At 46.7% G+C, this 26511-nt stretch carries 28 protein-coding genes, 4 riboswitches and 1 other annotated feature; of the genes, 9 read left to right on the top strand and 19 right to left on the bottom strand.

The features are described from left to right. Positions 1–5: 5 nt before the first annotated feature. The 4 genes from ACW5MY_RS07395 to ACW5MY_RS07380 form a co-directional block, all read right to left on the bottom strand. Positions 6–560 (bottom strand): YkoP family protein, encoded by a 555-nt coding sequence (locus tag ACW5MY_RS07395; RefSeq protein ID WP_013352012.1) that lies wholly within the window; start codon positions 558–560, stop codon positions 6–8. A gap of 176 nt (positions 561–736) precedes the next feature. Further along, positions 737–1201 carry a MarR family winged helix-turn-helix transcriptional regulator gene (locus tag ACW5MY_RS07390; protein ID WP_013352011.1) on the bottom strand — a complete coding sequence of 155 codons (465 nt, stop codon included), beginning with the start codon at positions 1199–1201 and terminating at the stop codon, positions 737–739. A 142-nt stretch (positions 1202–1343) separates the two neighbouring features. Beyond that, on the bottom strand, positions 1344–1526 hold the full coding sequence (gene fbpA, locus ACW5MY_RS07385) for a Fur-regulated basic protein FbpA (protein WP_013352010.1): 183 nt from the start codon (positions 1524–1526) through the stop codon (positions 1344–1346). 89 nt (positions 1527–1615) lie between these two features. Beyond that, positions 1616–1771, bottom strand: coding sequence for a hypothetical protein (locus ACW5MY_RS07380; protein ID WP_013352009.1), 156 nt, complete (start codon positions 1769–1771; stop codon positions 1616–1618). A 191-nt stretch (positions 1772–1962) separates the two neighbouring features. Between ACW5MY_RS07380 and ACW5MY_RS07375 the strand changes: the two genes are divergently transcribed. Beyond that, positions 1963–2295, top strand: coding sequence for a MerR family transcriptional regulator (locus ACW5MY_RS07375; protein ID WP_013352008.1), 333 nt, complete (start codon positions 1963–1965; stop codon positions 2293–2295). Between the two features lie 36 nt (positions 2296–2331). Here the strand turns inward: ACW5MY_RS07375 and mgtE are convergent, their stop codons facing one another. The 3 genes from mgtE to ACW5MY_RS07360 form a co-directional block, all read right to left on the bottom strand. Next, positions 2332–3687: a magnesium transporter gene (mgtE, locus tag ACW5MY_RS07370; RefSeq protein WP_013352007.1), complete on the bottom strand. Its 1356-nt coding sequence runs from the start codon at positions 3685–3687 to the stop codon at positions 2332–2334. A gap of 234 nt (positions 3688–3921) precedes the next feature. Next, positions 3922–4087: riboswitch (M-box (ykoK) riboswitch) on the bottom strand. 106 nt (positions 4088–4193) lie between these two features. Beyond that, a complete protein-coding gene (locus ACW5MY_RS07365; RefSeq protein ID WP_003154740.1) occupies positions 4194–4331 on the bottom strand; it encodes a transcriptional regulator SplA domain-containing protein in 138 nt (45 codons plus the stop codon). A 90-nt stretch (positions 4332–4421) separates the two neighbouring features. Beyond that, complete coding sequence (locus ACW5MY_RS07360) at positions 4422–5684, bottom strand: glycosyl hydrolase family 18 protein (RefSeq protein WP_289394305.1); 1263 nt, start codon at positions 5682–5684, stop codon at positions 4422–4424. Between the two features lie 160 nt (positions 5685–5844). Then, positions 5845–5958, top strand: a riboswitch (TPP riboswitch). A gap of 181 nt (positions 5959–6139) precedes the next feature. Here ACW5MY_RS07360 and ACW5MY_RS07355 point away from each other — a divergent pair. Genes ACW5MY_RS07355 through ACW5MY_RS07345 form a run of 3 tightly spaced genes read left to right on the top strand, consistent with a single transcriptional unit; the run spans position 6140 to position 9099 of the window. Then, on the top strand, positions 6140–6739 hold the full coding sequence (locus ACW5MY_RS07355) for an ECF transporter S component (protein WP_013352005.1): 600 nt from the start codon (positions 6140–6142) through the stop codon (positions 6737–6739). Then, complete coding sequence (locus ACW5MY_RS07350; RefSeq protein ID WP_289394304.1) at positions 6726–8363, top strand: ABC transporter ATP-binding protein; 1638 nt, start codon at positions 6726–6728, stop codon at positions 8361–8363. The genes ACW5MY_RS07355 and ACW5MY_RS07350 overlap by 14 nt, the downstream gene beginning before the upstream one ends. Beyond that, the gene (locus tag ACW5MY_RS07345; RefSeq protein ID WP_013352003.1) at positions 8338–9099 is read left to right on the top strand and encodes an energy-coupling factor transporter transmembrane component T family protein; all 762 of its coding nucleotides are present in this window, start codon (positions 8338–8340) and stop codon (positions 9097–9099) included. Before ACW5MY_RS07350 ends, ACW5MY_RS07345 begins: the two co-directional genes overlap by 26 nt. 45 nt (positions 9100–9144) lie before the next feature. Here the strand turns inward: ACW5MY_RS07345 and ACW5MY_RS07340 are convergent, their stop codons facing one another. After that, a complete protein-coding gene (locus tag ACW5MY_RS07340; protein ID WP_013352002.1) occupies positions 9145–9978 on the bottom strand; it encodes an STAS domain-containing protein in 834 nt (277 codons plus the stop codon). 220 nt (positions 9979–10198) lie between these two features. On the opposite strand from ACW5MY_RS07340, the gene ACW5MY_RS07335 reads away from it, so the two are divergent. Both ACW5MY_RS07335 and metE read left to right on the top strand, forming a co-directional pair. Beyond that, positions 10199–11158, top strand: coding sequence for a S8 family peptidase (locus ACW5MY_RS07335; RefSeq protein ID WP_289394303.1), 960 nt, complete (start codon positions 10199–10201; stop codon positions 11156–11158). Positions 11159–11298: 140 nt separating this feature from the next. Further along, positions 11299–11453, top strand: a riboswitch (SAM riboswitch). A gap of 83 nt (positions 11454–11536) precedes the next feature. Further along, complete coding sequence (gene metE / locus ACW5MY_RS07330; RefSeq protein ID WP_014470481.1) at positions 11537–13825, top strand: 5-methyltetrahydropteroyltriglutamate--homocysteine S-methyltransferase; 2289 nt, start codon at positions 11537–11539, stop codon at positions 13823–13825. Positions 13826–13873: 48 nt separating this feature from the next. Here the strand turns inward: metE and yeiL are convergent, their stop codons facing one another. Next, entirely contained in the window at positions 13874–14545 is a 672-nt protein-coding gene (yeiL, locus tag ACW5MY_RS07325; protein ID WP_013351999.1) for a transcriptional regulator YeiL, read from the bottom strand. 81 nt (positions 14546–14626) lie between these two features. Here yeiL and ACW5MY_RS07320 point away from each other — a divergent pair, with 81 nt between their 5' ends. Beyond that, positions 14627–15811, top strand: coding sequence for an MFS transporter (locus ACW5MY_RS07320; protein WP_289394302.1), 1185 nt, complete (start codon positions 14627–14629; stop codon positions 15809–15811). A 403-nt stretch (positions 15812–16214) separates the two neighbouring features. Beyond that, a complete protein-coding gene (locus tag ACW5MY_RS07315) occupies positions 16215–18083 on the top strand; it encodes a BclA C-terminal domain-containing protein (RefSeq protein WP_013351997.1) in 1869 nt (622 codons plus the stop codon). Between the two features lie 20 nt (positions 18084–18103). On the opposite strand, the gene ACW5MY_RS07310 is transcribed toward ACW5MY_RS07315, so the two are convergent. From ACW5MY_RS07310 to ACW5MY_RS07295, 4 genes are all read right to left on the bottom strand, one after another. Next, a complete protein-coding gene (locus ACW5MY_RS07310) occupies positions 18104–19231 on the bottom strand; it encodes a glycosyltransferase (protein WP_013351996.1) in 1128 nt (375 codons plus the stop codon). A 4-nt stretch (positions 19232–19235) separates the two neighbouring features. Then, a complete protein-coding gene (locus ACW5MY_RS07305; RefSeq protein ID WP_013351995.1) occupies positions 19236–19709 on the bottom strand; it encodes a hypothetical protein in 474 nt (157 codons plus the stop codon). Between the two features lie 21 nt (positions 19710–19730). Next, positions 19731–20276, bottom strand: a complete 546-nt coding sequence (locus ACW5MY_RS07300) for a hypothetical protein (protein ID WP_013351994.1) — start codon at positions 20274–20276, stop codon at positions 19731–19733. Positions 20277–20415: 139 nt separating this feature from the next. Then, on the bottom strand, positions 20416–20826 hold the full coding sequence (locus ACW5MY_RS07295) for an organic hydroperoxide resistance protein (RefSeq protein ID WP_013351993.1): 411 nt from the start codon (positions 20824–20826) through the stop codon (positions 20416–20418). 75 nt (positions 20827–20901) lie between these two features. On the opposite strand from ACW5MY_RS07295, the gene ACW5MY_RS07290 reads away from it, so the two are divergent. After that, entirely contained in the window at positions 20902–21411 is a 510-nt protein-coding gene (locus ACW5MY_RS07290; protein ID WP_013351992.1) for a MarR family winged helix-turn-helix transcriptional regulator, read from the top strand. Between the two features lie 27 nt (positions 21412–21438). Here the strand turns inward: ACW5MY_RS07290 and ACW5MY_RS07285 are convergent, their stop codons facing one another. From ACW5MY_RS07285 to ACW5MY_RS07260, 6 genes are all read right to left on the bottom strand, one after another. Further along, a complete protein-coding gene (locus ACW5MY_RS07285; RefSeq protein WP_013351991.1) occupies positions 21439–21864 on the bottom strand; it encodes an organic hydroperoxide resistance protein in 426 nt (141 codons plus the stop codon). A 114-nt stretch (positions 21865–21978) separates the two neighbouring features. Then, a complete protein-coding gene (gene proA / locus ACW5MY_RS07280; RefSeq protein WP_013351990.1) occupies positions 21979–23226 on the bottom strand; it encodes a glutamate-5-semialdehyde dehydrogenase in 1248 nt (415 codons plus the stop codon). After that, positions 23223–24335, bottom strand: coding sequence for a glutamate 5-kinase (proB, locus tag ACW5MY_RS07275; protein ID WP_462061802.1), 1113 nt, complete (start codon positions 24333–24335; stop codon positions 23223–23225). The genes proA and proB overlap by 4 nt, the downstream gene beginning before the upstream one ends. A 67-nt stretch (positions 24336–24402) precedes the next feature. Next, positions 24403–24616 (bottom strand) — a binding site (T-box leader). An 86-nt stretch (positions 24617–24702) separates the two neighbouring features. Then, positions 24703–25605, bottom strand: a complete 903-nt coding sequence (gene purU / locus ACW5MY_RS07270) for a formyltetrahydrofolate deformylase (RefSeq protein WP_289394301.1) — start codon at positions 25603–25605, stop codon at positions 24703–24705. 73 nt (positions 25606–25678) lie between these two features. Continuing rightward, entirely contained in the window at positions 25679–25993 is a 315-nt protein-coding gene (locus ACW5MY_RS07265) for a DMT family transporter (RefSeq protein WP_003154765.1), read from the bottom strand. Continuing rightward, positions 25993–26331, bottom strand: coding sequence for a DMT family transporter (locus tag ACW5MY_RS07260; RefSeq protein ID WP_014472577.1), 339 nt, complete (start codon positions 26329–26331; stop codon positions 25993–25995). Before ACW5MY_RS07260 ends, ACW5MY_RS07265 begins: the two co-directional genes overlap by 1 nt. Before the next feature lie 66 nt (positions 26332–26397). Further along, positions 26398–26507: riboswitch (guanidine-I (ykkC/yxkD leader) on the bottom strand. Positions 26508–26511 lie beyond the last annotated feature (4 nt).

The following is a 26511-nucleotide window of genomic DNA, read 5'->3' as shown; positions in this document are numbered from 1 at the left end:
TTTCGTCAGCTCTTTTCCGTCTGATACGTGCACATCAGTTTTTCTTTGGAAATGAATAAATAACAGGAATAAGGAATGTTTTTGAGGGTGAGCTGCTTCGCAGTAAAATATAAAATCGGGATATGGGCAGCTTTCTTAAACAGCCTGTAGCAGCCGCTGGACGGCGTTATCACATCAAACCCGAGTCTTGCCGCCCCTTTATGAAGCATTGTAATGCCGACGACGCCTTTTATCTCGTCTTTCCGTTTATGCTGGTTAATATAATCCGCTAAATGAGGCATGGATTGATAAACTTTCTGATATAGCATAATCCCCCTTCTGACCGCGCTTTCAATAGGCTGCAGCTCTTTCAGGAGTTTGACATTATGGAGATGAATCTTCACTAACACGTCATTTTTTTTAATTCTCGTTCCGTCGCTCAGGACGACTTCTTTTCCTTTATATCTTGTCAAACGGACGCGGAATACATTTGATTGCCGTTTATCAATCAGCGTCAGCCGGGTAAAGAAAAAATAAAGCGGATCAAGTAAGTACCATATAGTCAGCAGACAGCTTCTCACACGTTCACCTTCTTTATATTCAAAGCACCTTCATATTTTGGCATGGGGCATATCACATTATGATTGGTAAATAATGATGCCGCCCTGTATCAGCATATGCAAAAACGGCTTCAGGCTCTACCGTCGGGACAGAAAAAAACACTCTCCCTGAAGAAGAGTGTTGTATCCGCTTTCTTTTAACGGAAAAGCAAATGCTGGCTGTGAATTCCCGCTTTTTTCAGTAAGGCTATCAGCTGTTCCTGTTCATCAGGCATAAGTCCTGAAAACGCTCTCGCAATTCTCAATGAATGAATCGGATAAATTTTGTCCAAATACTCGTTTCCTTTATCAGTTAAATGGGCGTAAACAGAACGTTTGTCCTTCGGGTCTTGTTCTCTGACCAAAAACCCGTTTCTTTCGAGCTTGTCGATGACATAGGTGACATTTCCGCTGACAAGCAAAAGACGCGAGCCGATTTGCTGAAGCTTTTGCGGACCTCTCGTATACAGCAGCTCCAAAACGGCAAATTCAGTCGGATTAAAACCGTGTTCTTTACTGTCGCGGATGCTGTGTTCAGACACACTCTTGAAAGCCCTTGCAAAAACTTTGTACAAATTCATCGCACGCATCACTTCTTCTTCATTAAATGATAATCTCATCATATCTACCCCGTATTTAAGATTTTTATAAAAAAATAATGTAAACCCTTACAATTCATAATAGTCGTTCTCTGTTTTATATTCTATTCGTGCCGTTTTTCAGAATTCCTTCTTTTTTATATAAAAAAATACCCTTATACATCATTTAATTTGTATAAGGGTTACGTTCTTTATAGGGAATGTTCCGGAAAAAATACGCATATTCCTTTCTCAGCTCTGTGATTGTCATGGAATTCAGTATTTCTTTCGTATAGACTCCGATCTGAAGAAGCTTTTCGGAATAATGGTTTCTCTCTCTGTCCAGTGCATTTTGAAGCAAATGACTCATGACGGCCTCCTTTGTTTTCCGTTATTCTATGATCAGAATAACGCTTTTATTTCAATGACGTATGAAGCCATTGTAAAACTTGTGTGGAATTATGATGTTTTTCGGTAAAGTCCGTTCTGGACGGCTCTGAGCAGCGGAAAAGCGTGTTCCCCGGCAAGCTGCATAAACGTCTCCAGCATTTCATCGCGTTTCCTATCTAATTCAATGATTTCTTTTGCCAGCGAAACCGCTTTTTCTTTCTCCATTCATATCCTTCCTCTCATTGTATCTGTAAAGTAAGCATAAAACGGGATACAGAGCCATGCATTAACCTTGTTAATTTTTCTGACGCTTTTTTCTAAAATCTTCTATTTCACGTCAGAAAACCTGACAAGCGTCAGGTTTTTTCTCTTTTTTTCTTATATAATATGAGTAAAAGACATCCAGGGGTGGAAAAATGACGACAGACGAACAATCTTACAAAGATAAAAAAGTAATCTCGATCGGCATTGTAAGCGAATTAACCGGATTGTCAGTCAGGCAGATCAGATACTATGAAGAACGGAAATTGATCTACCCGCAGCGCTCATCGCGGGGAACGAGAAAGTATTCCTTTTCGGACGTTGAGCGGCTGATGGATATTGCAAACAAGCGGGAAGACGGCGTACAGACGGCTGAGATTTTAAAAGACATGCGAAAAAAAGAGCAGGCCCTCAAAAACGACCCGCAGCTCCGCAAAAAAATGCTGGAAGGACAGCTTAATGCCCATTTTAAATATAAAAACCGCTGACAAAAAAAGTCCGCCTCTTGTGAGACGGACCTTTTTTTATAAAGCATGAAGAAATGCAGTGGCAATGCCGAAATAAATTAATAAGGACAAAATATCGTTCAGCGTCGTAATCAGCGGCCCGGATGCAATCGCCGGGTCAATGTTCAGTTTATGAAGAATAATAGGGACGATCGTTCCGGCCATCGTACCGATAATCAATGTGGCAAGCAGCGATGAACCGACGACAAAACCGAGAGTTAAGTCTTTCTGCCAGACGGATGCGACAATCGTGATCGCGATCGAACAGACGATGCCGATATAGATACCGGCCCTTAATTCACGGAAAATCAATTTAAAGATGGTTTTTTTATTCATTTCTTCTTTAGCCAATCCCCTGATGACGACGGCGAGTGACTGCGTACCTGTATTCCCCGTCGTTCCCGCGATCATCGGCATGAAAAATGCGAGGGCGACTACTTTTTGCAATGTATCTTCAAAGTAATTCAGGATGCTTCCGGAAATCAATCCGATAAACAAAAGCAGAATGAGCCACGGCAAGCGGCGGTACGCCGCAACATACGCTTTCGTATCAAATGTAATCGCCTTACCGGAGGCGGCGAATTTTTCGTAATCTTCATCGGCTTCTTTAATAACGACGTCAATAATATCATCGACAGTGACAATACCAACAAGCACATTATTTTCTTCAACGATGGGTATGGCTAAGAAGTCATACCGCTGGATCAGCCGGGCGACTTCTTCCTGATCCTGAAGCACTCCGGCTGAGATGACACGCGTAAACATGAGATCCTGCACCTTATCTTCAGGATCGCCGAGAATTAAATCTCTGTAAGAAAGCACCCCGACAAGCTGCTTGCTGTCATTAATCACGTACAAATAGTTTATTGATTCTGCGATTTCTGCAAAGCTTTTCAGCTTCACGACCGCATCTTTTACTGTATAATGCTGCGGAATCCAGACGAAGCGGTTCGTCATCATCCGGCCCGCCGATTCTTGCGGATAGTTCATCAAAAGCTGTACGGCCTTTGATTCCTCAGCTTCCATGCTGGATAAAAGCTGCTCTTTCAGTTCTTCATCCATCTCTTCCAGCAAAGCGGCGAGATCGTCGTTATCCATTTTATTCATTGCGAGAGTGGCTTTTGTTTTACCGACTTTATGCAAAACGGCAAGCTGAAATTCCCGTTCAAGCTCTCCGATCATGTCGGTGATATCGTCAACCGTCATATATGACAGATAGCGGGCCCGGTGCTTTTCCGGCATTTCTTTAAATAAAAACGCCATATCATAGGGCTGAAGCTCATCTATCATGCTCCGGAATTCTTTAATTTTCCCGTCCCGCAATAAAATGATAATGCGTAATATGAGTTCGTCATAGGTCATGTTTTGGACCATCGGGACTCGTACCTCCTTTACGGAGACGCGCCGTCCGTCAAGGGAAGTGCGGCGGTTTGTCTCCTCATCATGTCGTCATTGGTTATCTGGCTGTATATGGGTACTTCTTCTGACATACTCGAATGGGGAGAATCCATACTCCGCACCTCCTTATCATGCTCAGTCATGTACGTTTTGAGGCATAAAAAAAACCTTCCGATATGAAGGCGAAAACAAGCACGGCAAATAAACGTGCGGGGCCTTCAATCGTAGAGCTTTAGCACTGTATGGCATAGGACGGCCATCCAGCTGCGTTAAGAATCACCTTATGTCGATGATTCCTGTTGACCCATTGGCGTCTTTGGACATTTTTGGGCAGCAGCGTATCTCCATACAGGAGCCTCACCTAACGAAGTTCTTATTTGAATTGACACACTGAGATTACAGAAAAAAAAGGAATGTGTCAACCTTAAATTTGTTATTTCAGCATATGCCTATAAAATAAATGGAATAAAGGCATAAAGCCCTTATTCCGGCAGATCGCTTTCATCTTCTTCTGAAAGGAAATGATATGATTCATGCAGCATGAGCGCGTATTCCCCTTCTTTTGTCGGGTGCGGTACATACTCAGCCTCGTTGATATACTGCTCTTCCCTTTTCTTCATGGGACAGACCTCCTTTTCAACTTTAGATTGTCCAAAAGAAGATCCGTTATCATAGAAAAGAAAAAATCACCAGGTGAAGCGGACATACAGCTATATTTTTCGGATCGTGAAAAAGTTCCGCAGCAGCCACGGTCCCGGTTTGAAGCCGAGCGTTAACTGCCACGCACCGATCGCCTGCAGTCCGTACTGCCGCACGAGAACCATTTTTTCACTCATGCTCCGCACATCCTCAAACCATACTTCATGCGTTCTCCCATTTTCATCAGTATACCGAAAATAAGGGGAACGATCCTGCTGGGAATAACGGATCACTGATTGATGCTTCATGGATGTTTCCATGGCGCGCTGATTGGAGATGGCGGATCCGACTGTTCCGGGGCGGTACGGAATCACCCAATCATACCCGTACAGCGGAACACCGAGAATCACTTTTCTTCTCGGTACCCTGCTGATGGCAAAATTGATGGTGTCTCTGACCTCTGTCAAAGGCGCCACGGCTCCCGGCTCACTGCCGGCGTGGTGCCAATCGTATGCCATAATAAACATATAATCGACGACAGCTCCGATTCCGCCGTAATCATATCCCCTCAGCCACGGCACTGCTTCACTTGTTTTCGCCGGAACCGATATCGTTAACGCGAGCTGGTGCTCCGAGAGCCTGGTTTTTAACTGCCGGAGAAATCCGGTAAAAAGATCCCGGTCGGCTTCTCTGACCCGTTCAAAATCAATATTTACACCGCCGTATCCCTTTCTTACAGTCAAATAGACGATATTGTTGACGAGGTTCGTTCTCGCCGTCGGGTTTTGCAGGACTTGATGAGCTAATTCCGGGCTGAATCCTCCTTCTGTCAGATTCGTGATGACGGCAAGCGGCCGCACTCTGTTTTGCCATGTGGTTTCTATCGCGGTTCTGTCGTTTAAATCATTAATGATATCTCCGTTCGGGCCAAAATGATATTCAAACAAAGAAATCGCTGATGAATAGGGCGCAAAATCATTGATTAACTCTCTGTCCGCTTCAGGTGTCCGAATGACATAAAATTGCAGGGTTCCTGCCAGATAGTTAGATATATCAGGAATCTTCACTTTCATACCCGGCCGCAGCCGGTTCGGCTGAATATCCGGGTTTTCCTGCATCAGCTGCATCTGCGACACATAGGCCTTACTTGCGATAACGGCATACGTATCATTCGGCTGAACCGTATATTCATTAAGAGGGATCAAAAGCGCCTGCCCCGGAACGATATTCGTTTCCTCAAGCCCGTTGACGCTTCTGATGCTGTCAACAGGATATCCGTACTTTCTGCTGATGGAAAATAGCGAGTCGCCAGACTGCACTGTATGAACAAACATAGATGTCCTCCGTTTCCTTTTGATCAAAAGGGCGTGATATACACTCTTCTTATCTTTATGAATGATCATCCGTTCCGATTCCAAACTCTCTTTTCGAGAAAGGCTGTTTACAAATCAGACATGATCAACTATGATGATGTCATCATAAAAAACTGTATAGGAAACGCACTAGGGGTGCTGTTATCGGCTGAGATAAAACATGCGGCAAGCGTGTTTTGATCCCTTATAACCCGATCTGGATAATACCAGCGTGGGGAAGTGCAGATTGACCGGAGCGCGGGTTCTTTTCCATGCGTTTTCGTTCTGCTGCTGCATATTCCCTCGGATATGCAGTTTTTTATTTTTCATTAAAAAACGGGGGAGGACACCGCATTATGAAACGGAATATGAACCGCCTGTAACAAAATCAACTCTTTCATACATAGGACTATCCGATAAGAAAGCAGGAGATCAGAATGAAAAATTGGAAAATGAGAGAAATTGTCGTCATGTCCGTCATCAGTGTTGTATTCGCTGTCATTTATTTATTATCAACTCATGCAAGCAATATAGCGGCAGGGTTTTTCGGCCGGATGAGCTACGAACCGATTTACGGCATTTGGTTTATCGTCTCGGTGATTGCCGCGTACATTATTCAAAAACCGGGTGCGGCGCTCGTTTCTGAAATCATCGCCGCGTTTGTGGAATGCTTACTCGGAAATCCGTCAGGACCGATGGTGATTCTGATCGGCATCGCACAGGGAATCGGGGCGGAAGCGGTCTTTTTAGCGACACGCTGGCGGATTTATACCCTGCCTGTGCTTCTTTTATCCGGTATGGGATCTTCTGTAACGAGCTTCATTTATGATTTGTTCGTTTCCGGATACTCTGTTTTGAACCCGGGTTTATTAACCGTCATGCTTCTCATCCGTTTGGTCTCAGGCGCGCTTCTTGCCGGCCTTCTCGGCAAAGCAATCAGTGATGCGCTGGCTTACACGGGAGTGCTGAACGGCATGGCGCTCGGAAAAGAATTGAAGAAGAAAAAGAAACAGGTGAACCAAGATGCAGGCATTTGAACCCCTTCTATCAGCCCGCCGTCTCACCTTTTCTTATGATGAGGATGAGAAGCCGATTTTTCAAAACGTGTCATTTCAGCTCCGCAAAGGAGAGCGGGCTTTATTGCTCGGACCGAGCGGATGCGGCAAAAGCTCGCTCGCCCTTTGTTTAAACGGCCTGTACCCGGAAGCCTGTGATGCGGTTCAAACGGGAACCGTTTCCTTAAACGGAACACCGCTTTCAAACTTGGCAGGACCCGCCGTTGCATCCATCGGCGTAGTGTTTCAAGATCCCGATCAGCAGTTTTGCATGCTGACGGTTGAAGATGAAATAGCCTTCGGTCTGGAAAATTTGCAATATACAAAAGAAGATATGGATACCATCATTGATGACGTTTTGGAAAAATTAGAAATCACTCATCTGAAAACACGAACGATCGCCTCGCTGTCAGGCGGTTCAAAACAAAAAGTGGCGCTCGCCTGTATCATTGCGATGGATCCGGAACTCATTATTTTGGACGAACCGACGGCACAGCTTGATCCATATTCCGTCCGTGAATTTGTGCGGCTGATCAAAGAACTTCAAGCCAAAAGAAACTTCGGCCTTCTCGTAATCGAGCATCAGCTTGATCATTGGGTTCCGTGGATGGACAGGACGATTGTCCTTGACGAAACCGGTCAGATAGTGATGGAAGGAGAGACGGACGCTGTCTTTGAAACAAAGCTTGAAGAGCTGACGCGGCTCGGCATTCCGATTCCGCGGGTAATCCCATTGCAGAAATACGTCAACATTCCTTTTACATTGTGCAAAGAAAGCCTGTTTCATAAACCTGTACCGGCTCTTCCCTGCCCCCGGGCCGCCGCGCTTTCGGCAGAGGATGCACTGAGTGTTCACGGGCTGTCATGCAAAAGAGGAACGGATGTCATTTTTCAGGATGTGAGCTTTTCCGTAAAAAAAGGGTCAATTACTGCGATTGCCGGCCCTAACGGAACAGGAAAGTCCACGCTCCTGTCCGCCGCGGCCAAGCTCATCCGTCCTGTGAGCGGAGACATCAAAATAGACGGCAGACCGATAGATTCCTATTCAGAAAAAGAGCTGCGGCGCCTGATGGGATATGTTTTCCAAAACCCTGAACACCAGTTTGTCACAGATTCTGTTATTAACGAGCTGCTGTTCGGCTTTGAAGACGGCAATGCCGCAAAGGAGAAAGCTCTTCAGCTGTTAACCCGGTTCGGCCTGAGACGCCATGCCTCACAGCATCCGTTTTCTTTAAGCCAAGGACAAAAACGCAGGCTCAGCGTCGCGACGATGCTTATGCACAATGTGAAAGTTTTGCTGCTTGATGAACCGACTTTCGGGCAGGACGCAAAAACGGCGCGTGAGTGTATGCTGATGCTGCGGGAGATTCAAAAGGAAGGAACGGCTGTTTTGATGGTGACACATGATATGGAGCTCGTCTCAGATTATGCGGACACGATCCTTGTGCTCTGCGGCACGAAGCTGGTATACCGCGGAACTCCCGATTCTTTGTTTACTGATCATATCGGAACCGCGGAGCGGGCGCATTTAGCTTTGCCGCTGCGGTATGAATGGATGAAACAGGACAGGAGGCGGAGAAATGAACGTGCGGCTGGAAGCTGTTAACCCGTCCATTAAGGCGGCGGCTGTTTTGTTATGCGTGGTTATGCTGTCGTTTATTTATAATCCGTACACCCCAGCTGTGTTTTATATCATCATTGCGGGAGGCGTCCTCTTGGCGGGAAGCGTGCCGCTGAAAAAATGGCTGCTGTTTACGATTCCGTTTGTCATTCTTGCCTTTGGTTCTTTATGGACCGCCGCCGTATTCGGAAACGTCCCGACAACCGGAAGCAATCTGCTGTTTAAGCTCGGGCCGATTGCCGTCAACAGTGCCAACGCGGCGCTCGGGATTTCTATCGCGTTTCGTATTTTATGTTTTTCCGCTTTGTCGATGATGTTTCTTTTCACAACCGATCCGATTCTGTTTATGCTCAGTCTGATTCAGCAGTGTAAGCTCCCGCCGAAGCTTGCCTACGGCGTTATCGCCGGGTTCCGGTTTCTCCCTCTTCTGAAAGATGAAATCCTGATCATCCGGCAGGCGCACAGAATCAGAGGCGCGGCGTCTGATTCCGGGCTGAAAGGAAAGATCTCCGCCTTCAGACGCTTCACCATTCCGCTTTTGGCAGGCGCAATCAGAAAGGCGGAACGAACAGCGATCGCGATGGAGTCTAAAGGCTTTACGGGCAGCCGAAACCGCACATTTTACAGAACGGTTACTGTGCGCCGCGCCGATTGGTTCTTTTTCCTGCTCGTGCTTCTGTTATTCGGCGCGAGCTGTCTCGTTTCACTGTTGTTTTTATAAAAACAGGCCGCCGGAGTGATTCGGCAGCCTGTTTTGTTATGTATGTTACTGATGGTAATTAAGAGCCTGAGCGAGGTTGGATTTGATCGTAATATCTGAGAAATTAATACCGAGCTGTACGGCGGTTTGGGCAATTTCCGGCCTGATTCCGGATAAAGTGGACGTAACGCCGATCAGATTCAGCGCCTCAATTAATTTAAAAATCTGGTGCGCCACCATCGTATCGACAACGACTACGCCTGACAAGTCAATTAACAGATGCTCAATCAGCCGATCCGCACATGTGCTCAGCGTATTTTCCAGAATGAATTTGGCGCGCTCCGTGTCAATATCTCCGACAAGCGGCAGAAGCGCCGTCCGTTTGCTCAGTGTAATAACCGGCGAGCTTAACTCTAAAATCATTTCTCTTTGCGCATTCAGCTGCATTTTTGAATTATGCTCGGCATGATCGACAAACTTGTATATTGTAAAATCAAATACTTGGACAATTAAATCCTCCCATCTCTTCCTTTCTCCCTCAGCAAACGCGGATTCATGTTCATCGGCAAACGCGTCATAATAACTGATATACAGCCTCCGGTTTCTCATGAATTCACGGACAACGTACTGGACGGGAGTATCCAGATGCTTCTGGTCTTTCGCAAGCTCAATCACCCACTGCTCGAACTCTTCTAAAAATTCTTTTTCCGGCATGATATACATGTTATTAATATGCCGATAAAATTCTTTATCCTGCTCCTTCAGTTCTTCTCTGATGACGGGATTTGTCAAAGAATAAATTGAATTCGGATCCGAATCTTCCATCGTTTCGATCCAATCTTCCGCAATTTGATCAACCTGTCCTGAAAAATAGTCGTATAATGCTTCACTTATCTTCATACCTCTTCTCCTTTCCCATTTTCCAATTATAGCGTTACCGGGTGATGAATCAAAATGAAAGCTGTTAAACTATCCATTTATTTGAAATTTTTTAGTGCGATAGATTGCGCCTTTTTTATGAAAATGCTTCAAATGACTCTTTCCGCGCGGCAGGCTCTGCCATAAAATAGTAGCAACACCCTTGAATCCACTCGCAAGCATAAAAAAGGAGGGCTTTTTTATGAATGGTGAAATGCGGTTGATTCCTTATGTCACGGATGAGCAAATCATGGATGTGAACGAGCTTCCTGAGGGTATTAAAGTGATTAAGGCGCCAGAATTGTGGGCAAAAGGGTTTAAAGGCAAGGATATTAAAATCGCAGTGCTTGACACAGGCTGTGACGTTAATCATCCTGATTTGAAAGACCGGATTATCGGCGGGAAAAACTTCACCGATGATGACGGAGGCAAAGAAGACGCGTTTTCCGATTACAACGGACACGGGACACATGTTTCCGGAACGATTGCCGCCAATGATTCAAACGGCGGAATTTCGGGAGTTGCGCCGGAAGCGAGCCTTTTAATCGTGAAAGTTCTCGGCGGTCAAAACGGCAGCGGAAAATACGAATGGATCATTAACGGCATCAACTACGCTGTTGAACAAAAGGCTGATATCATTTCTATGTCACTCGGCGGGCCGAGCGATGTGCCTGAACTGAAAGAAGCCGTCACAAATGCGGTAAAAAGCGGTGTACTGGTCGTTTGCGCAGCAGGAAACGAAGGCGACGGAGACGAGCGGACAGAGGAACTGTCGTATCCGGCCGCTTACAACGAAGTAATTGCCGTCGGATCAGTCTCAGTCGCGCGAAAATCGTCAGAATTTTCAAACGTAAATAAAGAGATTGACCTGGTGGCTCCCGGCGAAAACATTCTCTCCACCCTTCCCAACCATAAATACGGGAAGCTGACGGGCACTTCGATGGCCGCCCCGCATGTGAGCGGAGCGCTTGCCTTAATAAAAGGGCTTGAACAGGCCTCGTTTCAGCGGACGCTTTCTGAGGCAGAAGTTTACGCCCAACTTGTGCGGCGGACCCTTCCCTTGGATATCGCCAAAACATTGGCCGGGAACGGATTTCTGTATTTAGACGCGCCTGATGTGCTGATGGAAAAAGCCGAACAGGCACAGCTGCTGTCTTTCTGATATGTTTCTCATATAATGATTGATCAGCTTGTCACATCATCAATTTTTTAAAATGTGAGATTTTCTATTGACAGTGATCTGAATAAGCTGATAAGATAACCAACAAATGATGTAACTTTTCAAAAAAATTGAAATATTTTCTCTTATCGAGAGTTGGGCGAGGGATTGGCCTTTTGACCCCAACAGCAACCGACCGTAATTCCATTGTGAAATGGGGCGCGTGATTTTTGCGCCGAGACGATTGTCTCTTAAGGCACGGTGCTAATTCCATCAGACGTGATCTGAGAGATAAGAGAGGCTTACATTTTGATGTTAAAGCCTCTTTCTCTCATGAGAAAGAGGCTTTTTTGTTACATCTCACTTAAAGGAGGAGACTTAATGACAACTATTAAAACTTCGAATCTTGGTTTTCCGAGAATCGGCTTGAACAGAGAATGGAAAAAAGCGCTTGAAGCTTATTGGAAAGGAAAAACTGATAAAGAAACGTTTCTTAAAGAGCTTGACGGTTTATTCTTATCAGCTGTCAAAACACAGCTTGACCAAAATATTGATATTGTGCCGGTCTCTGATTTCACCCATTATGACCATGTGCTCGATACAGCCGTCAGCTTTAACTGGATTCCGAAAAGATTCCGCAGCATTACGGACCCCATTGATACATATTTCGCGATTGCCCGCGGTGTAAAAGACGCCGTTTCCAGTGAAATGACGAAATGGTTTAATACCAACTACCATTACATCGTTCCTGAATATGACGAAAGCATTGAATTCCGTCTGACGAGAAACAAACAGCTTGACGACTACCGCCGGATCAAAGAAGAATTCGGAGTGGAAACGAAACCCGTCATTGTCGGTCCGTACACATTTGTCACGCTTGCGAAAGGTTACGAAGAATCAGAAGCAAAAGCGATTCAAAAGCGCCTTGTCCCTCTTTATGTTCAGCTGCTGAAAGAGCTTGAAGCAGAAGGCGTCAAATGGGTTCAGATTGATGAGCCAGCCCTTGTGACAGCTTCTTCTGAAGATGTCCGCGCCGCAAAAGAACTCTATGAATCGATCACAAAAGAGCTTTCAGGGCTGAACGTCCTTTTACAGACATACTTTGATTCGGTCGATGCGTATGAAGAACTTGTTTCTTATCCTGTACAGGGAATCGGGCTTGATTTCGTGCATGATAAAGGCAGAAACCTGGAGCAATTGAAAAAACACGGCTTCCCGAAAGATAAAGTGCTGGCAGCGGGTGTGATTGACGGCCGCAATATTTGGAAAATCGATGCTGAAGAACGCCTTGATGCGACTCTTGATATCCTCAGCCACGCTGACATAGAGGAATTATGGATTCAGCCTTCAAGCAGCCTTCTGCACGTCCCGGTGGCAAAACACCCTGACGAACATCTTGAAAAAGATCTGCTGAACGGCCTGTCATACGCTAAAGAAAAGTTGGCGGAACTCGGTGTCTTAAAAGAAGGCCTCCTGTCCGGCAAAGCGGCCGTCAGTGCGCAGATCGAAGAGTCCAAAGCGGCACTGAAAGCACTGAAAGCTTTCGCAACAGGGGCGAACTCAGCTCAAAAAGAAGAACTGAATCAGCTGACGGAAAAAGATTTCTCCCGTCCTGCAAGCTTTGAGGAACGATTGGCGCTGCAAAATGAATCACTCGGTCTTCCCCTTCTGCCGACGACGACAATCGGAAGCTTCCCTCAATCTGCTGAAGTGCGGAGCGCACGCCAAAAATGGCGAAAAAAAGAGTGGACGGACGAACAATACCAAGCCTTTATTAATGCGGAAACGAAGCGCTGGGTTGACATTCAGGAAGAAATCGGGTTAGATGTGCTCGTTCACGGAGAATTTGAACGGACGGACATGGTAGAATACTTCGGTGAAAAACTGGCCGGATTCGCCTTTACGAAATATGCATGGGTGCAGTCTTACGGTTCACGCTGCGTACGTCCGCCTGTCATTTTCGGAGATGTCGAATTTATCGAACCGATGACGGTAAAAGATACGCTCTACGCCCAATCGCTGACGGAAAAGCATATGAAAGGCATGCTGACTGGACCTGTCACCATTTTAAACTGGTCATTCCCGCGCGTGGATATTTCAAGAAAAGAAATCGCCTTCCAGATCGGGCTTGCCCTCAGAAAAGAAGTTAAAGCGCTTGAAGATGCAGGTATTCAGATTATCCAAGTCGATGAACCTGCGCTCCGCGAAGGGCTGCCGTTAAAAACGCAGGATTGGGATGAATATTTAACTTGGGCCGCAGAAGCATTCCGATTAACGACGTCTTCTGTGAAAAATGAGACGCAGATTCATACGCATATGTGTTACAGCAACTTTGAAGATATCGTAGATACGATCAATGATCTTGACGCGGATGTCATTACAATCGAACACAGCAGAAGCCACGGAGGATTTTTAGAGTACCTGAAAGAACATCCATACGTAAAAGGCCTCGGACTCGGTGTATACGACATTCACAGCCCGCGTGTGCCGGCTACTGAAGAAATCTATCAAATTATCGATGACGCGCTTGAAGTGTGTCCTACAGACCGCTTCTGGGTAAACCCGGACTGCGGACTGAAAACAAGACAGCAGGAAGAAACCGTTGCGGCATTGAAAAATATGGTCGACGCTGCGAAACAGGCACGAAAAAAACAAGCTCAGCTTGTATAATAAAAAACAGCCATCCCTGATTTGCGGATGGCTGTTTTTTTTGCCTCGTTACTTATTTTTCAGCGCCTCTGCAAGTTCATACAGCGAATCATGCCGCTTAATTTGATAGCCCCGCCCTTCTTTCTGCAAATACCCTTTTTGGCAGAATTGCGTCAGTACATGTAAAAGATGACGGTAAGATACACCTAAATAATCACAAACCGTTATGTGCTTCTCTTTATAAAATCCTTCATAAGCCGTTTGCAAAATAAAATCGGCAAGCCGGTTTTCAAGCGGGAACGCCAGACTTTGTGAATACTTTGAAGCCATAAGTGTCGCCTTTATACTTAAAAACTTAGCCAATTCACGCAGGAATTTCGCATCCTGAAGCAATTGCGTGCGGCAGCGGTCAATCGGCAGAGCAAAACAAACAGTCTTCGCTGAGGCCTGAATTCCTTTTGTGTAATACACTTCATGTAATAGTTCCATTTCTCCGATATAATCATTTTTGTTGATAAAATTAATTAACGATACTTTCCCGTTTTGATGGGTTACATATATTTTCGCTTTTCCTTCAATCACGTAAAACAGGAAATCCGGCCTCATGCCCTCTTGAATCATCCATTCATCCCGCTGATATTCGCGCACTTCCATATACTCTTCCGCCGGAAAAGAAAATAAATGCGCGATTGAGTGTTTTTCTAAGTGGTGCCGCTTTTTCTCACCTTTATAAATTTCCATCTTCCACCCCAAAAATATGAGATATCTCATATTGTCTTTACGTCTTTACATGATAACATGCCAATTAAAGGAGGAACGGGAATGAACGCATATCGCTGGATGAGTCTGCATTTTTTTAGTTTTTTTATGACATGGGGAGTTTTCCTTCCCTATTGGACGGGATGGATGGTGCATATAAAAGGGATTTCCGTATCCGAAGCCAGTTTCATTATGAGCTTAGGCCTGACAGCAAGAGGAATTTCCACATTACTTTTCTTTCCTTATTTATCAGGGAAATTCAGCAGCAAAGCCTTACTGAATGGCGCCAGAATCGGTACGTTTCTTGCACTTTTATGTTATATTCCGGCTGATTCTTTCCCAAGCCTGCTTCTTGTCACATTAGGACTGCATGTGTTTTACCCGGCTTTGATGCCTGCTTTAGACAGCGCTTGCGGCGTCCTTGTACAGCATAACGAGTTAAAGGATTACGGGACCAGCCGCCAGTGGGGGTCCGCCGGATTCGTGTCAGCCGGCATTATCCTGTCCGTCTTTACAGGCATGTTTGGGGATCAAGTGATTTTATGGGCACTGCTTTTAGGCACTCTGATATTCGTATGCCTCGGCTTTATGCATGCCCCTGCTGTTCTTTCAAAACGGCCGGAAACAGACCGCGCAAAAAAAGAGGGCATGCTTTCCTTATTTCGCGTCAAACATTTCGGTCTGGTGCTCGCAATCGTCATCTTATTGCAGGCGGCACATGCATCTTACTACAATTACGGTTATCTCTTTTTGCAAGAAATCCATGCACCCGCATATGCAATAGGGATCATCATCAACATCGCCGTTATCGCGGAGATCATCTTCTTTGCAATCGCTGACCGATGCTTTCATCAATTTTCGGCAGGCTCTTTGCTCGCCATGGCGGCGCTTGGTGCAACCGTACGCTGGATACTGGTATTTGCCTTCTCGCATGTCATCATTTTCTGTATTGCGCAGACGCTGCATGCATGTTCATTCGCGATGGGACACTATGCATTTATGAAATACTTAATTAAGAATATTTCACCTGCGCAAATCCCGAAAGCCCAAGGCATGTATTCCGCGCTGGCGCTCAGCTGGAGCACAGCGGTATTTACCATTTTCGGAGGTTTTCTATACGAAATCGAACCTAGGTATGCCTTTATCGGAATGATTGTTTGTACGATCCCTTCTATGCTTCTTGCACTTTTATACAGGAAACTGGAAATGAAAAAGAAAGTTTTTATCGGAAACGCACAAGATATATAGCCAAAGCTTTCTGTATATATTTGATCTAATTTCCTGCATTCGATCAACTCGGAGGAACATGGGATGAATCAGCATACTTCATTTTTAAAACGGGCGGTCACACTTGGAGTTGAGAGCGTGAACAATTGGACATCAAGCAGCGATCCGGGATGCGTGCCGGACGCTTCAAACAGATCAGCTTGACGATTGTGTGATTTACACAAGCTGTGAACCGTGCCCTTAGAAAAACCTGCTCAAAGCGCGCAGGTTTATTTTTTTGTTTGCAATTGTCTAATTAAAGTAATCGGCTCAGAAACTTGGACAGAACAAGTGAATATATTGATACCGTACTGCTTTACGCTTTTTTTCGGGAAACTTTGTACGTAATGAAGAAATTTTCAACCAACTCATAAGGAGGGACGTTGTGTCACAGCCTAATTTACCGAATATCACCCCTGTCGTTACACTTTCCAGAGACGATACCATTAATCTTCTTCTGTCGGCAATTGCTATGGAAGAACTGGGAATGGCACATATTCTGAATGCGGAAGGGGAAAAAATCCAATACGCGCTCGGAACGATTCCCGGCTTAACTGGGCCGCCGTCAAGTCTTGCGGATATTCTGAACTTGAACGAGAGCGTCCGTGATACGCTTGACAGCTTAATGAAACAGGAGCTTCTTCTCGGTTCAAAATTGGACAGTATCTCAAATATTCCTACACTGGCGGGGCCGACAGGGGCTACGGGACCGACGGGACCAGCCGGCGGACCCACTGGCCCGACTGGAGCAATCGGGCCGGCCGGAGCTACGGGGCCAACCGGGCCGACCGGGCCGACAGGGGTCACCGGTGCGGGTCTTCAAGGGATTATCGCTTTTAATCCGTTAATTGCCCCTACTTATACACCCGGGCAGGTTGTCCTGTATAACGGCAGCTCCTATGTCGTGAACACAGCTTCGCCTGCCGGGGTTCCGGATACGTCTGCCGATTATACGCTTTTAGCTGCCGCAGGGCCGACCGGGCCGACTGGACCAACGGGCGCTACAGGAGCCGGATTGACAGGACTGACAGCTTTTGACCCTGCGGCTGCACCTTTTTATACGGCGGGGCAGGTTGTATTGTATGAGGGTGCTTCTTATGTCGTAAATATCGATAACCCCTCAGGCATCCCCGGGATATCGCCGGACTATACACTGCTTGCCGCCGCAGGGCCGACCGGGCCAACTGGTGTTACCGGCGCCGGACTGCAGGGCATCGTGCCGTTTGATCCCCTCGCCGCTCCTTCGTATACTGCCGGACAGACCGTTACGTTCAACGGCAGCTCTTACGTCGCAAACGTAAACAGCCCGGCGGGAACCCCTGGAGCTTCAGCTGACTATACACTTTTAGCCGCGACAGGAACAGCTGGTGCTACCGGAGGCTCCGGGCCGACCGGGATTACTGGTGTTACAGGAACCACCGGACCGACTGGAGTCACCGGCGTTACCGGAGCCACTGGACCGACCGGAGGCACTGGCGTTACCGGAACCACTGGGCCGACCGGAATCACTGGTGCTGCTGGAGCCACCGGACCGACTGGAGTCACCGGCGTTACTGGTGACACTGGGTCGACCGGAGCCACTGGTGCTACGGGTGTCACCGGGCCGACTGGAATCACCGGTGCTACCGGAGCCACCGGGCCAACTGGAATCACCGGCGTTACTGGTGACACTGGACCGACCGGGATTACTGGCGTTACTGGTGACACTGGGCCGACTGGAATCACTGGTGCTACCGGAGCCACCGGGCCGACTGGAGGCACTGGCGTTACCGGAGCCACTGGACCGACTGGATTTACTGGCGCTACCGGAGGCTCCGGGCCGACCGGGATCACCGGCGTTACCGGAGCCACTGGACCGACCGGGATTACTGGCGTTACGGGCGGCGGTATTGTCGCAGTTGTTGTCGGCGGCACAACCATTTCCTTGCCGAATGATCAAAACCTTTCCGCAGATATTACGGCTAATGCTGCAAATACTGTGTTTACCGTTGCTCCGGCAGGACGATACTATATCTCCTACCATATTAATTTAACGGCCGGCCTGCTTGTCAGTTCACGGGTCTTGATTAACGGCACTCCATTTACAAGTTCAATTATTGCACCGGTCGCGTCATTGGCAAACTTCAATAACTCCTTCATTGTGACTTTGGCAGCAGACAGCACCATCCAGCTCCAGCTGTTCGGATTATTGGGTGCGGCGACATTGCTTGGAGGGAGTGTCGGTGCAGCATTAAACATCATTCGATTATCTTAATGGAACATGCAAAAAAAGGATCAGGCGTTTGTCCGCTGATCCTTTTTTAATTGAGACAGAAGTTCTTGTGCGGGTTTATATTGAGGATTAGATTTCACAGATTTTTTGGCGTAAGCGATGGCCGTCATATCATGGTTTAATTCAGCATGACATTTCGCCATATAATAAAAAGCTCTGAAATCGGCGGCTCCTTTTAAAATTAAGTGATCAGGGTTTTCCTCTTCAATCCGTGTCCCGTTTTCAAATGCTTTGATTGCCGCTCTGTACTTCTCCAGATGATATAATACAAGACCTTTATAATAATGAAGATTACTGTAATCAGGATAAAGCCTGAGCACCTTTTCAATCCCCTGCTCGGCTTCTTCATACCGTTTGAGCTCAAGCAATATTGTATATTTTAAATTATACAAGAGAGACGGAGGCATTCGGTTTTCACTTAAAAATTGAAAAATTGAGCCGTTTACAAGATGTAATGCTTTTTCATAGTCTTTTATTCTGTAACATTCACTTGCCAAATGATAAATAAGCCACGGATCAGGAGTTTCCTCTGAAAGCTCTTCATTTAAAATGCTGATATTCCGTTTATGTTTTTGTTTGATCTTTTCTTCCTGCTCCAAATAGCCGTAGTGATGAATCACACAAGGAAGCGTAAAAAAAGTATTGTTTTCTTCCTCATTGGAAGACATGATATTTTCGTGAATTCTGCCTTGATACAAAAGGCCTTCATGATTGCGGAACAGTCTCGGCTGCATGCTTTCAAAGGCTTCATTTTCATCCAGCTGTTTTCCCGTATAATTGATAATCTTCAAAAGGCCCCGGCTCGGTAATTCGTCATGAAGCAGCGAAGTTAAAAAGCGGCCCGTCTCCTGATCGAGCTCTTCATCCGCGTCAAGCATTAAAATCCAATCCCCTTCGGCATGCTGCAGACCGTAATTTCTCGCCTTTGCGAAATCATTCTCCCATTCTAAATCAAACACTCTGGCTTGAAAGCTTTTGCAGATATCTTTTGTATTATCTTGTGATCCGGTGTCTACGATAACAATCTCATCAGCAATATCTTGTACACTTGATAAACAGCGGGAGATATATCTCTCCTCGTTTTTTACAATCATGCAAAGCGTCAGTTTACATTCAGCATTTCCGCTCATTTTCTCACCTTTCCCGCTTTTGGAGTTGTCGATTGAACCAAGGCCGTTCAGGAGTGCCGTTCATCGTTACGATGACAGGTCTCACCCATCTGACGGCAGGTTCGGCAGATGAAGCTGTATTCCATTCCTGCCATTCCTGAAGCTGCCTGACCGCCCGCTTCGTAATGGGATGCGCCCGGAATTCGCGCGGGCTTTCAGAAATGAATTTTTTTGTTCGTTCTGTCACTGTTTTCATTTCATGAAAGTGCCGCTCATACATCCGCTCCTGCTCTCTTTCCAGGCTGATCATTAAAAACAGCCGCCCGCCTGTTTCCATCTGCCAGCGGCACAATGCGGAGAACAGCCTGATTTCTTCCTTGTAATTTGAACCCCTTCTTTTATCAACGGTCACAGATAATATATTTAACAGCGCAATCGTGAGACAATGCATGGCTTCAAAAGATGTCTGTTTCGCTTTTGCGATGCTTGGATACGGCATATGCTTCACCCGTCTCTTTCTTTATGAACGCTCCCCGCCTTTCCTCTTCCATCCGCATTCCTCACAATCCTCGCACTCACAGCAGCCAATGCGGCCGTAGAACAGGCCGTCACACGGATCTTCAGGTGAAGGATTCGGAAAACACGGATCACATGGGCCGCTTGAATCGTCGCACGGATCATCCGGTTCGCAGGGATCATCCGGATCCCACGGGTCATCTGGGTCGTCCGGATCGCCCGGGTCACTCGGATGACTTGGGTCGCTCGGATCCATACAGGCCTCAGAATCCTGTAAGTAGATAATGTCCTCGAGTTTCGTCTGCAAAAGGAGCTGGGATTTCATGACGGTGCGCAGAAGCCGTTCGGTGCTTCTATTGATTGCTGACAATTCCCCTAAAGAGGGATCGCCGGAAGCGCCGAGAAAGGTTTGAATTCTTTCTGCTTCCGCCTGCAGAATATGGGATAATCCGATTTCTTCCAGAGCCACGGATGAAAGAAGGAGGTTCAAAGTCTCACATCTGGAGAGTGTAATGTCGGGGGTGATGTTCGGTATGTTTGGAAGAGACATCGATTTCTCCCTCGTTTCTCTTGGTGTCATTATGCTAAAGTGCTATATCGTATTCTTATTCCGGGAGAGAAGAGATCATTACTGATGTTTTCGTTAATAAAATATCCCGGATATAAGATCCGGGATATTCGTTCGTGCATTATTTGAGTTCAAGTTTGACGTCAACATTTCCTCTTGTTGCTTTTGAATACGGACAGAACTCGTGAGCGGCGTGTACAAGCTTCTCCGCCGTTTCTTTATCAAGGTCTTTTGTATCGATGACGAGCGTTACGCCGATTTTGTATCCGCCGTCGCTCTCATCTTTTAAAAGACTGACCTGTCCTTCAATTTCAGAGGTCATGTCGATGTTCTGTTTTTTGGCGGCGAGCTCAAGCGCTCCCCCGAAGCAGGCGGCATATCCTGCCGCAAACAGCTGTTCAGGGTTTGTGCCGGTTTCACCGTCTTTTTTTGCATTCGGCATGATGATGTCAAAATCCAACACTCCGTCTTCGGATTTAATATGTCCTGACCGTCCGCCGACTGCGGTCGCTTTTGAAGTAAATAATGCCATAATTATCAGCCTCCTCATTGTGCTTATTGTATATATTGCCCCTGCTCATATTTTTAAACATGATTGGAATAGGAAATGTGCCTTTTTTCGGCTACAATAGGGGTAACGTTAACAAACAAAGAGTTGGTGAAAGAAATTATGGCAGAAAAAGAATTTGAACATATGAAACTGGAGAATCAGCTTTGTTTTTTGTTGTATGCAAGCTCCAGAGAAATGACGAAACGGTACAAACCGCTGCTTGATAAGCTCAATGTGACCTATCCGCAATACTTGGCGCTTCTCTTATTATGGGAGCACGAAGAACTGAATGTAAAACGGATGGGTGAACTTTTGCACTTGGACTCCGGAACGCTGACACCGATGCTGAAACGGATGGAGCAGCGCGGAATCATTATGAGAAAGCGGTCGCCTGAAGACGAGCGCTCTGTGACGATCAGATTGACAGATGAAGGATGCGCCTTGCAGAAAACGGCGGCGGATATTCCCATTGCGATGCTGGAACAGACGGGACTGTCAAAAGAGGAATTAAAGCAGGTAAAGCAGGCGCTTTATGAGGTTTTGAAAACATTGCACGACGTAAAATAAGGATGCCCCGAATGGGCATCCTTGTTTTTATTCTGCTGCTAGAAGATTTACTTCAATATTTCCCGCTGTCGCTTTTGAATACGGGCAGACACCGTGCGCTTTTTGAATAAGTGCTTCAAGCTCCTCTTTATTAATGCCGGATGCTTTGACCTCGAGGGTAACGCCGAGTTTATATCCTTGGTCTGCTTCATCTTTCAGCAGACTGACATGCGCTGTGACCTCTGTTTCAATACTCAGGCGCTCTTTTCTCGCTACGAGCTGAAGGGCGCTGTCAAAGCAGGCAGAGTATCCTGCAGCAAACAGCTGTTCAGGGTTTGTGGCATGTTCGAGCCGTTTTGCTCTTGGCGTTCCCGGCATGGCAACATCAAGGTTCAGCACACCGTCAGAAGACGAGACTTTTCCCTCCCGTCCGCCGGCGGCTGATACTGTAGCTGTAAATAATGGTTTTGTCATGTGAATTCACCTCTATCATATTGTTTACAATTTAATTGTACACAATATAATGTGAATCGTCAATCTCCCCGCACAAAAAAAGCCTACCCTTTTTCAAGGATAAGCTTAAAAAGACTATACGCGGATTTGTCCGTTTCCTTTGATAATGATTTTTGTAGATGTTAACGCCGGAAGCCCCATCGGTCCTCTCGCGTGAAGCTTTTGCGTGCTGATGCCGATTTCGGCTCCGTACCCGAATTCAAAGCCGTCTGTAAACCGTGTGGAAGCATTATGATACACGGCGGCGGCGTCAACGGCTGTCTGGAAGTAAGCGGCATTCTCACCGTTTTCCGTCAGAATGGCTTCTGAATGGTTTGTGCCGTACTGCTGAATGTGACGGACCGCCTCCTGTACGTCATGCACCGTTTTTACACTGAGAATCGGCGCCAGGTATTCAGCTCCCCAATCGGCCTCTTCGGCTTGTTTCGCATTAGGCTCCAGCTCGCAAATCATCTGATCTCCGCGAAGCTCCACCCCTTTTTCTGTCAGCTGATTCAGCAGCTTTCGTCCGTGTTCTTCCGCCCATTTTTCATGGATCAAAAGAGATTCAATCGCATTGCAGACGGAAGGCCGCTGTGTTTTGGCGTTGATGACGACATCTCTGGCCATATCAGGATCTGCTGACTCATCTATGTACACGTGGCAATTGCCCGCTCCGGTTTCTAACACGGGTACGGTTGATTCCCTGACCACCAGATCAATCAAATTTTTGCCGCCGCGCGGGATCAATACATCCAGCCCGTCATTTAATGTGAAGAGCTGTTTCGCGGTTTCTTTGCTTGTATCTTCTATGAGCTGAACGGCATCAATCGGAAGCTTTGACAGTCCCAGTGCGCGTTTCATCACACTGACAAGTGCTTTGTTGCTGTGGATAGCTGACGAACTTCCTCTGAGCACAACCGCGTTTCCGGTTTTCAGGCAAAGTGTGGCAGCATCTACTGTAACATTCGGTCTGGCTTCATAGATCATGCCCACTACTCCGAGGGGCACGCGGATTTTTTCAATGGATAATCCATTCTCTTTTTGAATGGTCTCCAAAGATTCGCCGACGGGATCTTTCAGACCGATTAATAGTTCTACAGCATCCGCGATATCGAGCAGGCGTTTTTCGTCAAGAGTCAGCCTGTCAATAATGTCAGGCGTCAGTCCTCTTTTCTGTCCCGCTTCAATATCTTTCTGATTCTCTGTTAAAATCAGCTGGCGTTCATTTCTGAGCCCGTCTGCAATACATTGGAGCGCTTCGTTTTTTTCAGCGGTCGTTTTCATGACCATTTCGGCAGCCGCTTCTTTTGCCAAGGCAGCTTTTTGCAATACTTCACTCATTTGTTTTCCCCCTCGTCAAATAAATTCACCCAATCATTTCTGTGAATCACTTCCACCTGCTTCGCGCCCGGAAGCTGATCGCTCCGCTTCCCTTTGGCTTCCAAAATCTCATCGGATGAGTAATGCGTCTGCCCTTTGCCGATGATGCCGACGGGACCTCTGACTTCCACTACGGCCCCTTTCGGAAAACTGCCGCAGACATCGGCGACACCGGCCGGAAGGAGACTTGAGCCGTTATGGATCATCGCCTGCTCCGCTCCCCCATCAATGATGATTTCCCCTGATATCGGAGAATGAAACATGATCCATTGCCGTGTATTATTAACGGAGGACAGCTCTTTATCACCGATATATGTACCGTCGCCTTTACCATCTAAAATCAGCTTCAGTTTTTCCCGTCCGGCACCGGTCCCGATAAACACCTTAACTCCGAGCGACAACGCGGTCTGGGCAGCGAGAAGTTTTGACTTCATGCCTCCGGTGCCGACTTTCGAGCCTGCTGAACCGGCATACCCGAGCAATTCAGGTGTAATGTCAGTCAAATAATCAAACCGCTTTGCGTCAGGATTTTCATTCGGATTGGCATCGTACAGGCCGTTAATGTCTGTGAGAATCATTAATTGGTCTGCATGAATCAGGCCGCTCACAAGCGCCGACAGCATGTCATTATCTCCGAACGTCAGCTCTTCGACTGATGTGGAATCATTCTCATTAATAATCGGCACGACTCCCCGCTCCAGCAATTCCATTACCGTGGCATACGCATTTCTGTACCGCTCTCTTTTTGAGAAATCATTTCTTGTTAATAAAATTTGCGCCGGCGTCAGACCGTATCTTTTTAAATGGTCCATATATTGCTGCATTAAAAGCGTCTGGCCGACCGCGGCGGCTGCCTGCTTTCCTTTTATTGTAACGGGGCGCGACGGATAGCCGAGAGCGGAAAAACCCGCTGCCACCGCGCCTGAGGTAATAAGGATTACTTCATGCCCGTTTTCTTTTAATAATGAAATGGCTTCCGTATGCTCCTTGATTTTGGCTTCATCAATACTTCCGTTACTGTTTGTGAGCGAGCTGCTCCCGATTTTCACAACAATTCTCTGCTTTTTCATAGTTTCTCCTCCGTGGCAATCAATCCAAACCGGCTCATCAAATAAAAAAGCCCATTCCATCCTGAAAAATAAGGACGAAATGGGCTTTCCGTGGTACCACCTTGTTTGAACGCGTTTTGCACGCGTCCCGCTTTCCTGTAACGCCAGGTTATCGCGCCTGAGTTTTCCCCTCAGGACTCCAAGGCAGGTTCGGCAGGTTTCATGCGGCAAAATGTTTCAGCGGGCCATTTTGCTCTCTGTCACAGAAAGTTCTGCGTACTGATCCTCTTCAACGCTCAATGATTTTTTTATATTATGCAAAGAAAACGAGTTCTTGTCAAGACATTTTCATCCATAAAAAACGGCCCGCCTCCCCGGCGGACCGCTATTAATTAAATACGATCGTTTTGTTTTCGTGAACGATGACGCGATCTTCCAAGTGCCATTTTACGGCTCTTGCCAATACGCTGCGCTCAATGGTTCTGCCGATATTCTTCAGATCCTCTGCGTGATCTCTGTGATCGACGCGTTCAATATCCTGTTCAATAATCGGGCCTTCGTCAAGGTCGTCCGTCACATAGTGAGATGTCGCGCCGATTAATTTTACTCCGCGCTCATAAGCCCGTTTATACGGAATAGCTCCGATAAAGGCCGGCAGGAATGAATGGTGGATGTTAATAATCCGATTCGGGTGTGCGGATACAAAGTCAGACGTCAAAATCTGCATGTAGCGGGCAAGAACGATCACATCAATCTCATACTGCTCCAGAAGCTCAAGCTGGCGCCGCTCAACTTCCGCGCGGATGTCTTTGTTAGCCTTCATGTAATGGAACGGAATATTCAGCGGTTCAACCACTTCTTTCGCCTCTTCATGGTTGCTGATGACAACCGCAATTTCGGCCATCATATTGCCGCTTTGCCATTCCCAAATGAGTTCATGAAGACAGTGCAGCTCCTTCGATACAAAGATCGCCACGCGCTTCAGCTCACTTGCCAGAGACAGGCTCCATGTCATGCCGAATGTTTGGGCGATTAAAGCGAACGCCTGCTTTAAGTCCTCTTTTTTCTCCCGAATGCCTTTGCAGTCGAATTCAATTCTAAGAAAAAACCGGCCGCCTTCAGGATCAGTCGTATATTGATTTGATTCAATAATATTTGCGCCATGTTCAAACAAAAACGCGGACACAGCCGATACAATTCCCGGCTGGTCGGGGCAGCTGACGAGCAGGCGCCCTTTTTCCTCATTCCCTTCGCGGTAGTCATTCAGCCGCTGTGTCATATATGAATTCATATGTTTTAATCCCTCGTATCTTCATAATTCGTAACTTATTATAGATTATACTGAAGATTTGTTAAAAATCAATTTACGAAAGAATTTTCAATCCTACGGCAGCGCATAAAATAAGCGCAATGAAAAAGATGCGCTTCGCATCCTTCTGCTCTCCGTAGAAAAGAATACCGGCTAACGCGCCGCCCGCCGTGCCGATACCCGTCCAGATTGCATAGGCCGTTCCCATCGCGATCGTTTCCATCGCATAAGAAAGCAGCGAAAATGAAGCCGCAAAACCGACGATAATGAAGAGAATCCATTTGACTTTCTTTTCTTTTTGAAATTGATTCATCAAAATGACCCCGAGCATTTCACAAAGACCCGCGGCTATCAGACTGATCCAATGCATTACGACTTCTCCTCCTTCGTCTCAGGCGTATCCTGTGTGACCAGCTTTAATCCGATGACACCGATCAGCAAAACGCCGATCAGCACGATTTTCACCGGATCGGCCTGCTCTTTGAAAAGCAAGATTTCACTCAGCACGGTGCCCGCTGTCCCGAGACCGGTAAAGACCGCATATACCGTTCCTACGGGCAGGCTGTTAGTCGCCTTGATTAATAGATAAAAACTGATGATGATGCCCACAATTGTGGAGCTCCACGTCAGCGCCGAATCTGCATGTTTCAGGCCGATGACCCATACAACCTCAAATACGGCCGCTAAGACCACTAAACCCCATTTCATGTTCTTCACCCTTTCTGTTTTCGGACAATACAAAAAAGCCCGGATAGTCGTCTCACATGAGATTGACTCTCCCGGGCTTTTTTCCCTCCGTGTGCATATGCGGGAATATGTCCGCATATGTGTTTTCTCTCGGACCAGGCCATGTGTGAACATGCGGAACCCTAGAAAACATGTCTGTTC

The sequence above is a fragment of the Bacillus sp. Bwzl_19 genome (genome assembly GCF_054900515.1).
The sequence above is the reverse complement of the archived record's forward strand: the minus strand, read 5'-3'. Positions and strand labels throughout refer to the sequence as shown.

Excerpts from the sequence above, each read along its gene's own strand:
- ACW5MY_RS07390 (WP_013352011.1), bottom strand. The coding sequence starts at position 1,201 with ATGATGAGATTATCATTTAATGAAGAAGAAGTGATGCGTGCGATGAAT.
- fbpA (WP_013352010.1), bottom strand. The coding sequence starts at position 1,526 with ATGAGTCATTTGCTTCAAAATGCACTGGACAGAGAGAGAAACCATTAT.
- ACW5MY_RS07380 (WP_013352009.1), bottom strand. The coding sequence starts at position 1,771 with ATGGAGAAAGAAAAAGCGGTTTCGCTGGCAAAAGAAATCATTGAATTA.
- ACW5MY_RS07375 (WP_013352008.1), top strand. The coding sequence starts at position 1,963 with ATGACGACAGACGAACAATCTTACAAAGATAAAAAAGTAATCTCGATC.
- mgtE (WP_013352007.1), bottom strand. The coding sequence starts at position 3,687 with ATGGTCCAAAACATGACCTATGACGAACTCATATTACGCATTATCATT.
- ACW5MY_RS07365 (WP_003154740.1), bottom strand. The coding sequence starts at position 4,331 with ATGAAGAAAAGGGAAGAGCAGTATATCAACGAGGCTGAGTATGTACCG.
- ACW5MY_RS07360 (WP_289394305.1), bottom strand. The coding sequence starts at position 5,684 with ATGTTTGTTCATACAGTGCAGTCTGGCGACTCGCTATTTTCCATCAGC.
- ACW5MY_RS07355 (WP_013352005.1), top strand. The coding sequence starts at position 6,140 with ATGAAAAATTGGAAAATGAGAGAAATTGTCGTCATGTCCGTCATCAGT.
- ACW5MY_RS07350 (WP_289394304.1), top strand. The coding sequence starts at position 6,726 with ATGCAGGCATTTGAACCCCTTCTATCAGCCCGCCGTCTCACCTTTTCT.
- ACW5MY_RS07345 (WP_013352003.1), top strand. The coding sequence starts at position 8,338 with ATGAACGTGCGGCTGGAAGCTGTTAACCCGTCCATTAAGGCGGCGGCT.
- ACW5MY_RS07340 (WP_013352002.1), bottom strand. The coding sequence starts at position 9,978 with ATGAAGATAAGTGAAGCATTATACGACTATTTTTCAGGACAGGTTGAT.
- ACW5MY_RS07335 (WP_289394303.1), top strand. The coding sequence starts at position 10,199 with ATGAATGGTGAAATGCGGTTGATTCCTTATGTCACGGATGAGCAAATC.
- metE (WP_014470481.1), top strand. The coding sequence starts at position 11,537 with ATGACAACTATTAAAACTTCGAATCTTGGTTTTCCGAGAATCGGCTTG.
- yeiL (WP_013351999.1), bottom strand. The coding sequence starts at position 14,545 with ATGGAAATTTATAAAGGTGAGAAAAAGCGGCACCACTTAGAAAAACAC.
- ACW5MY_RS07320 (WP_289394302.1), top strand. The coding sequence starts at position 14,627 with ATGAACGCATATCGCTGGATGAGTCTGCATTTTTTTAGTTTTTTTATG.
- ACW5MY_RS07310 (WP_013351996.1), bottom strand. The coding sequence starts at position 19,231 with ATGAGCGGAAATGCTGAATGTAAACTGACGCTTTGCATGATTGTAAAA.
- ACW5MY_RS07305 (WP_013351995.1), bottom strand. The coding sequence starts at position 19,709 with ATGCCGTATCCAAGCATCGCAAAAGCGAAACAGACATCTTTTGAAGCC.
- ACW5MY_RS07300 (WP_013351994.1), bottom strand. The coding sequence starts at position 20,276 with ATGTCTCTTCCAAACATACCGAACATCACCCCCGACATTACACTCTCC.
- ACW5MY_RS07295 (WP_013351993.1), bottom strand. The coding sequence starts at position 20,826 with ATGGCATTATTTACTTCAAAAGCGACCGCAGTCGGCGGACGGTCAGGA.
- ACW5MY_RS07290 (WP_013351992.1), top strand. The coding sequence starts at position 20,902 with ATGTGCCTTTTTTCGGCTACAATAGGGGTAACGTTAACAAACAAAGAG.
- ACW5MY_RS07285 (WP_013351991.1), bottom strand. The coding sequence starts at position 21,864 with ATGACAAAACCATTATTTACAGCTACAGTATCAGCCGCCGGCGGACGG.
- proA (WP_013351990.1), bottom strand. The coding sequence starts at position 23,226 with ATGAGTGAAGTATTGCAAAAAGCTGCCTTGGCAAAAGAAGCGGCTGCC.
- proB (WP_462061802.1), bottom strand. The coding sequence starts at position 24,335 with ATGAAAAAGCAGAGAATTGTTGTGAAAATCGGGAGCAGCTCGCTCACA.
- purU (WP_289394301.1), bottom strand. The coding sequence starts at position 25,605 with ATGAATTCATATATGACACAGCGGCTGAATGACTACCGCGAAGGGAAT.
- ACW5MY_RS07265 (WP_003154765.1), bottom strand. The coding sequence starts at position 25,993 with ATGCATTGGATCAGTCTGATAGCCGCGGGTCTTTGTGAAATGCTCGGG.
- ACW5MY_RS07260 (WP_014472577.1), bottom strand. The coding sequence starts at position 26,331 with ATGAAATGGGGTTTAGTGGTCTTAGCGGCCGTATTTGAGGTTGTATGG.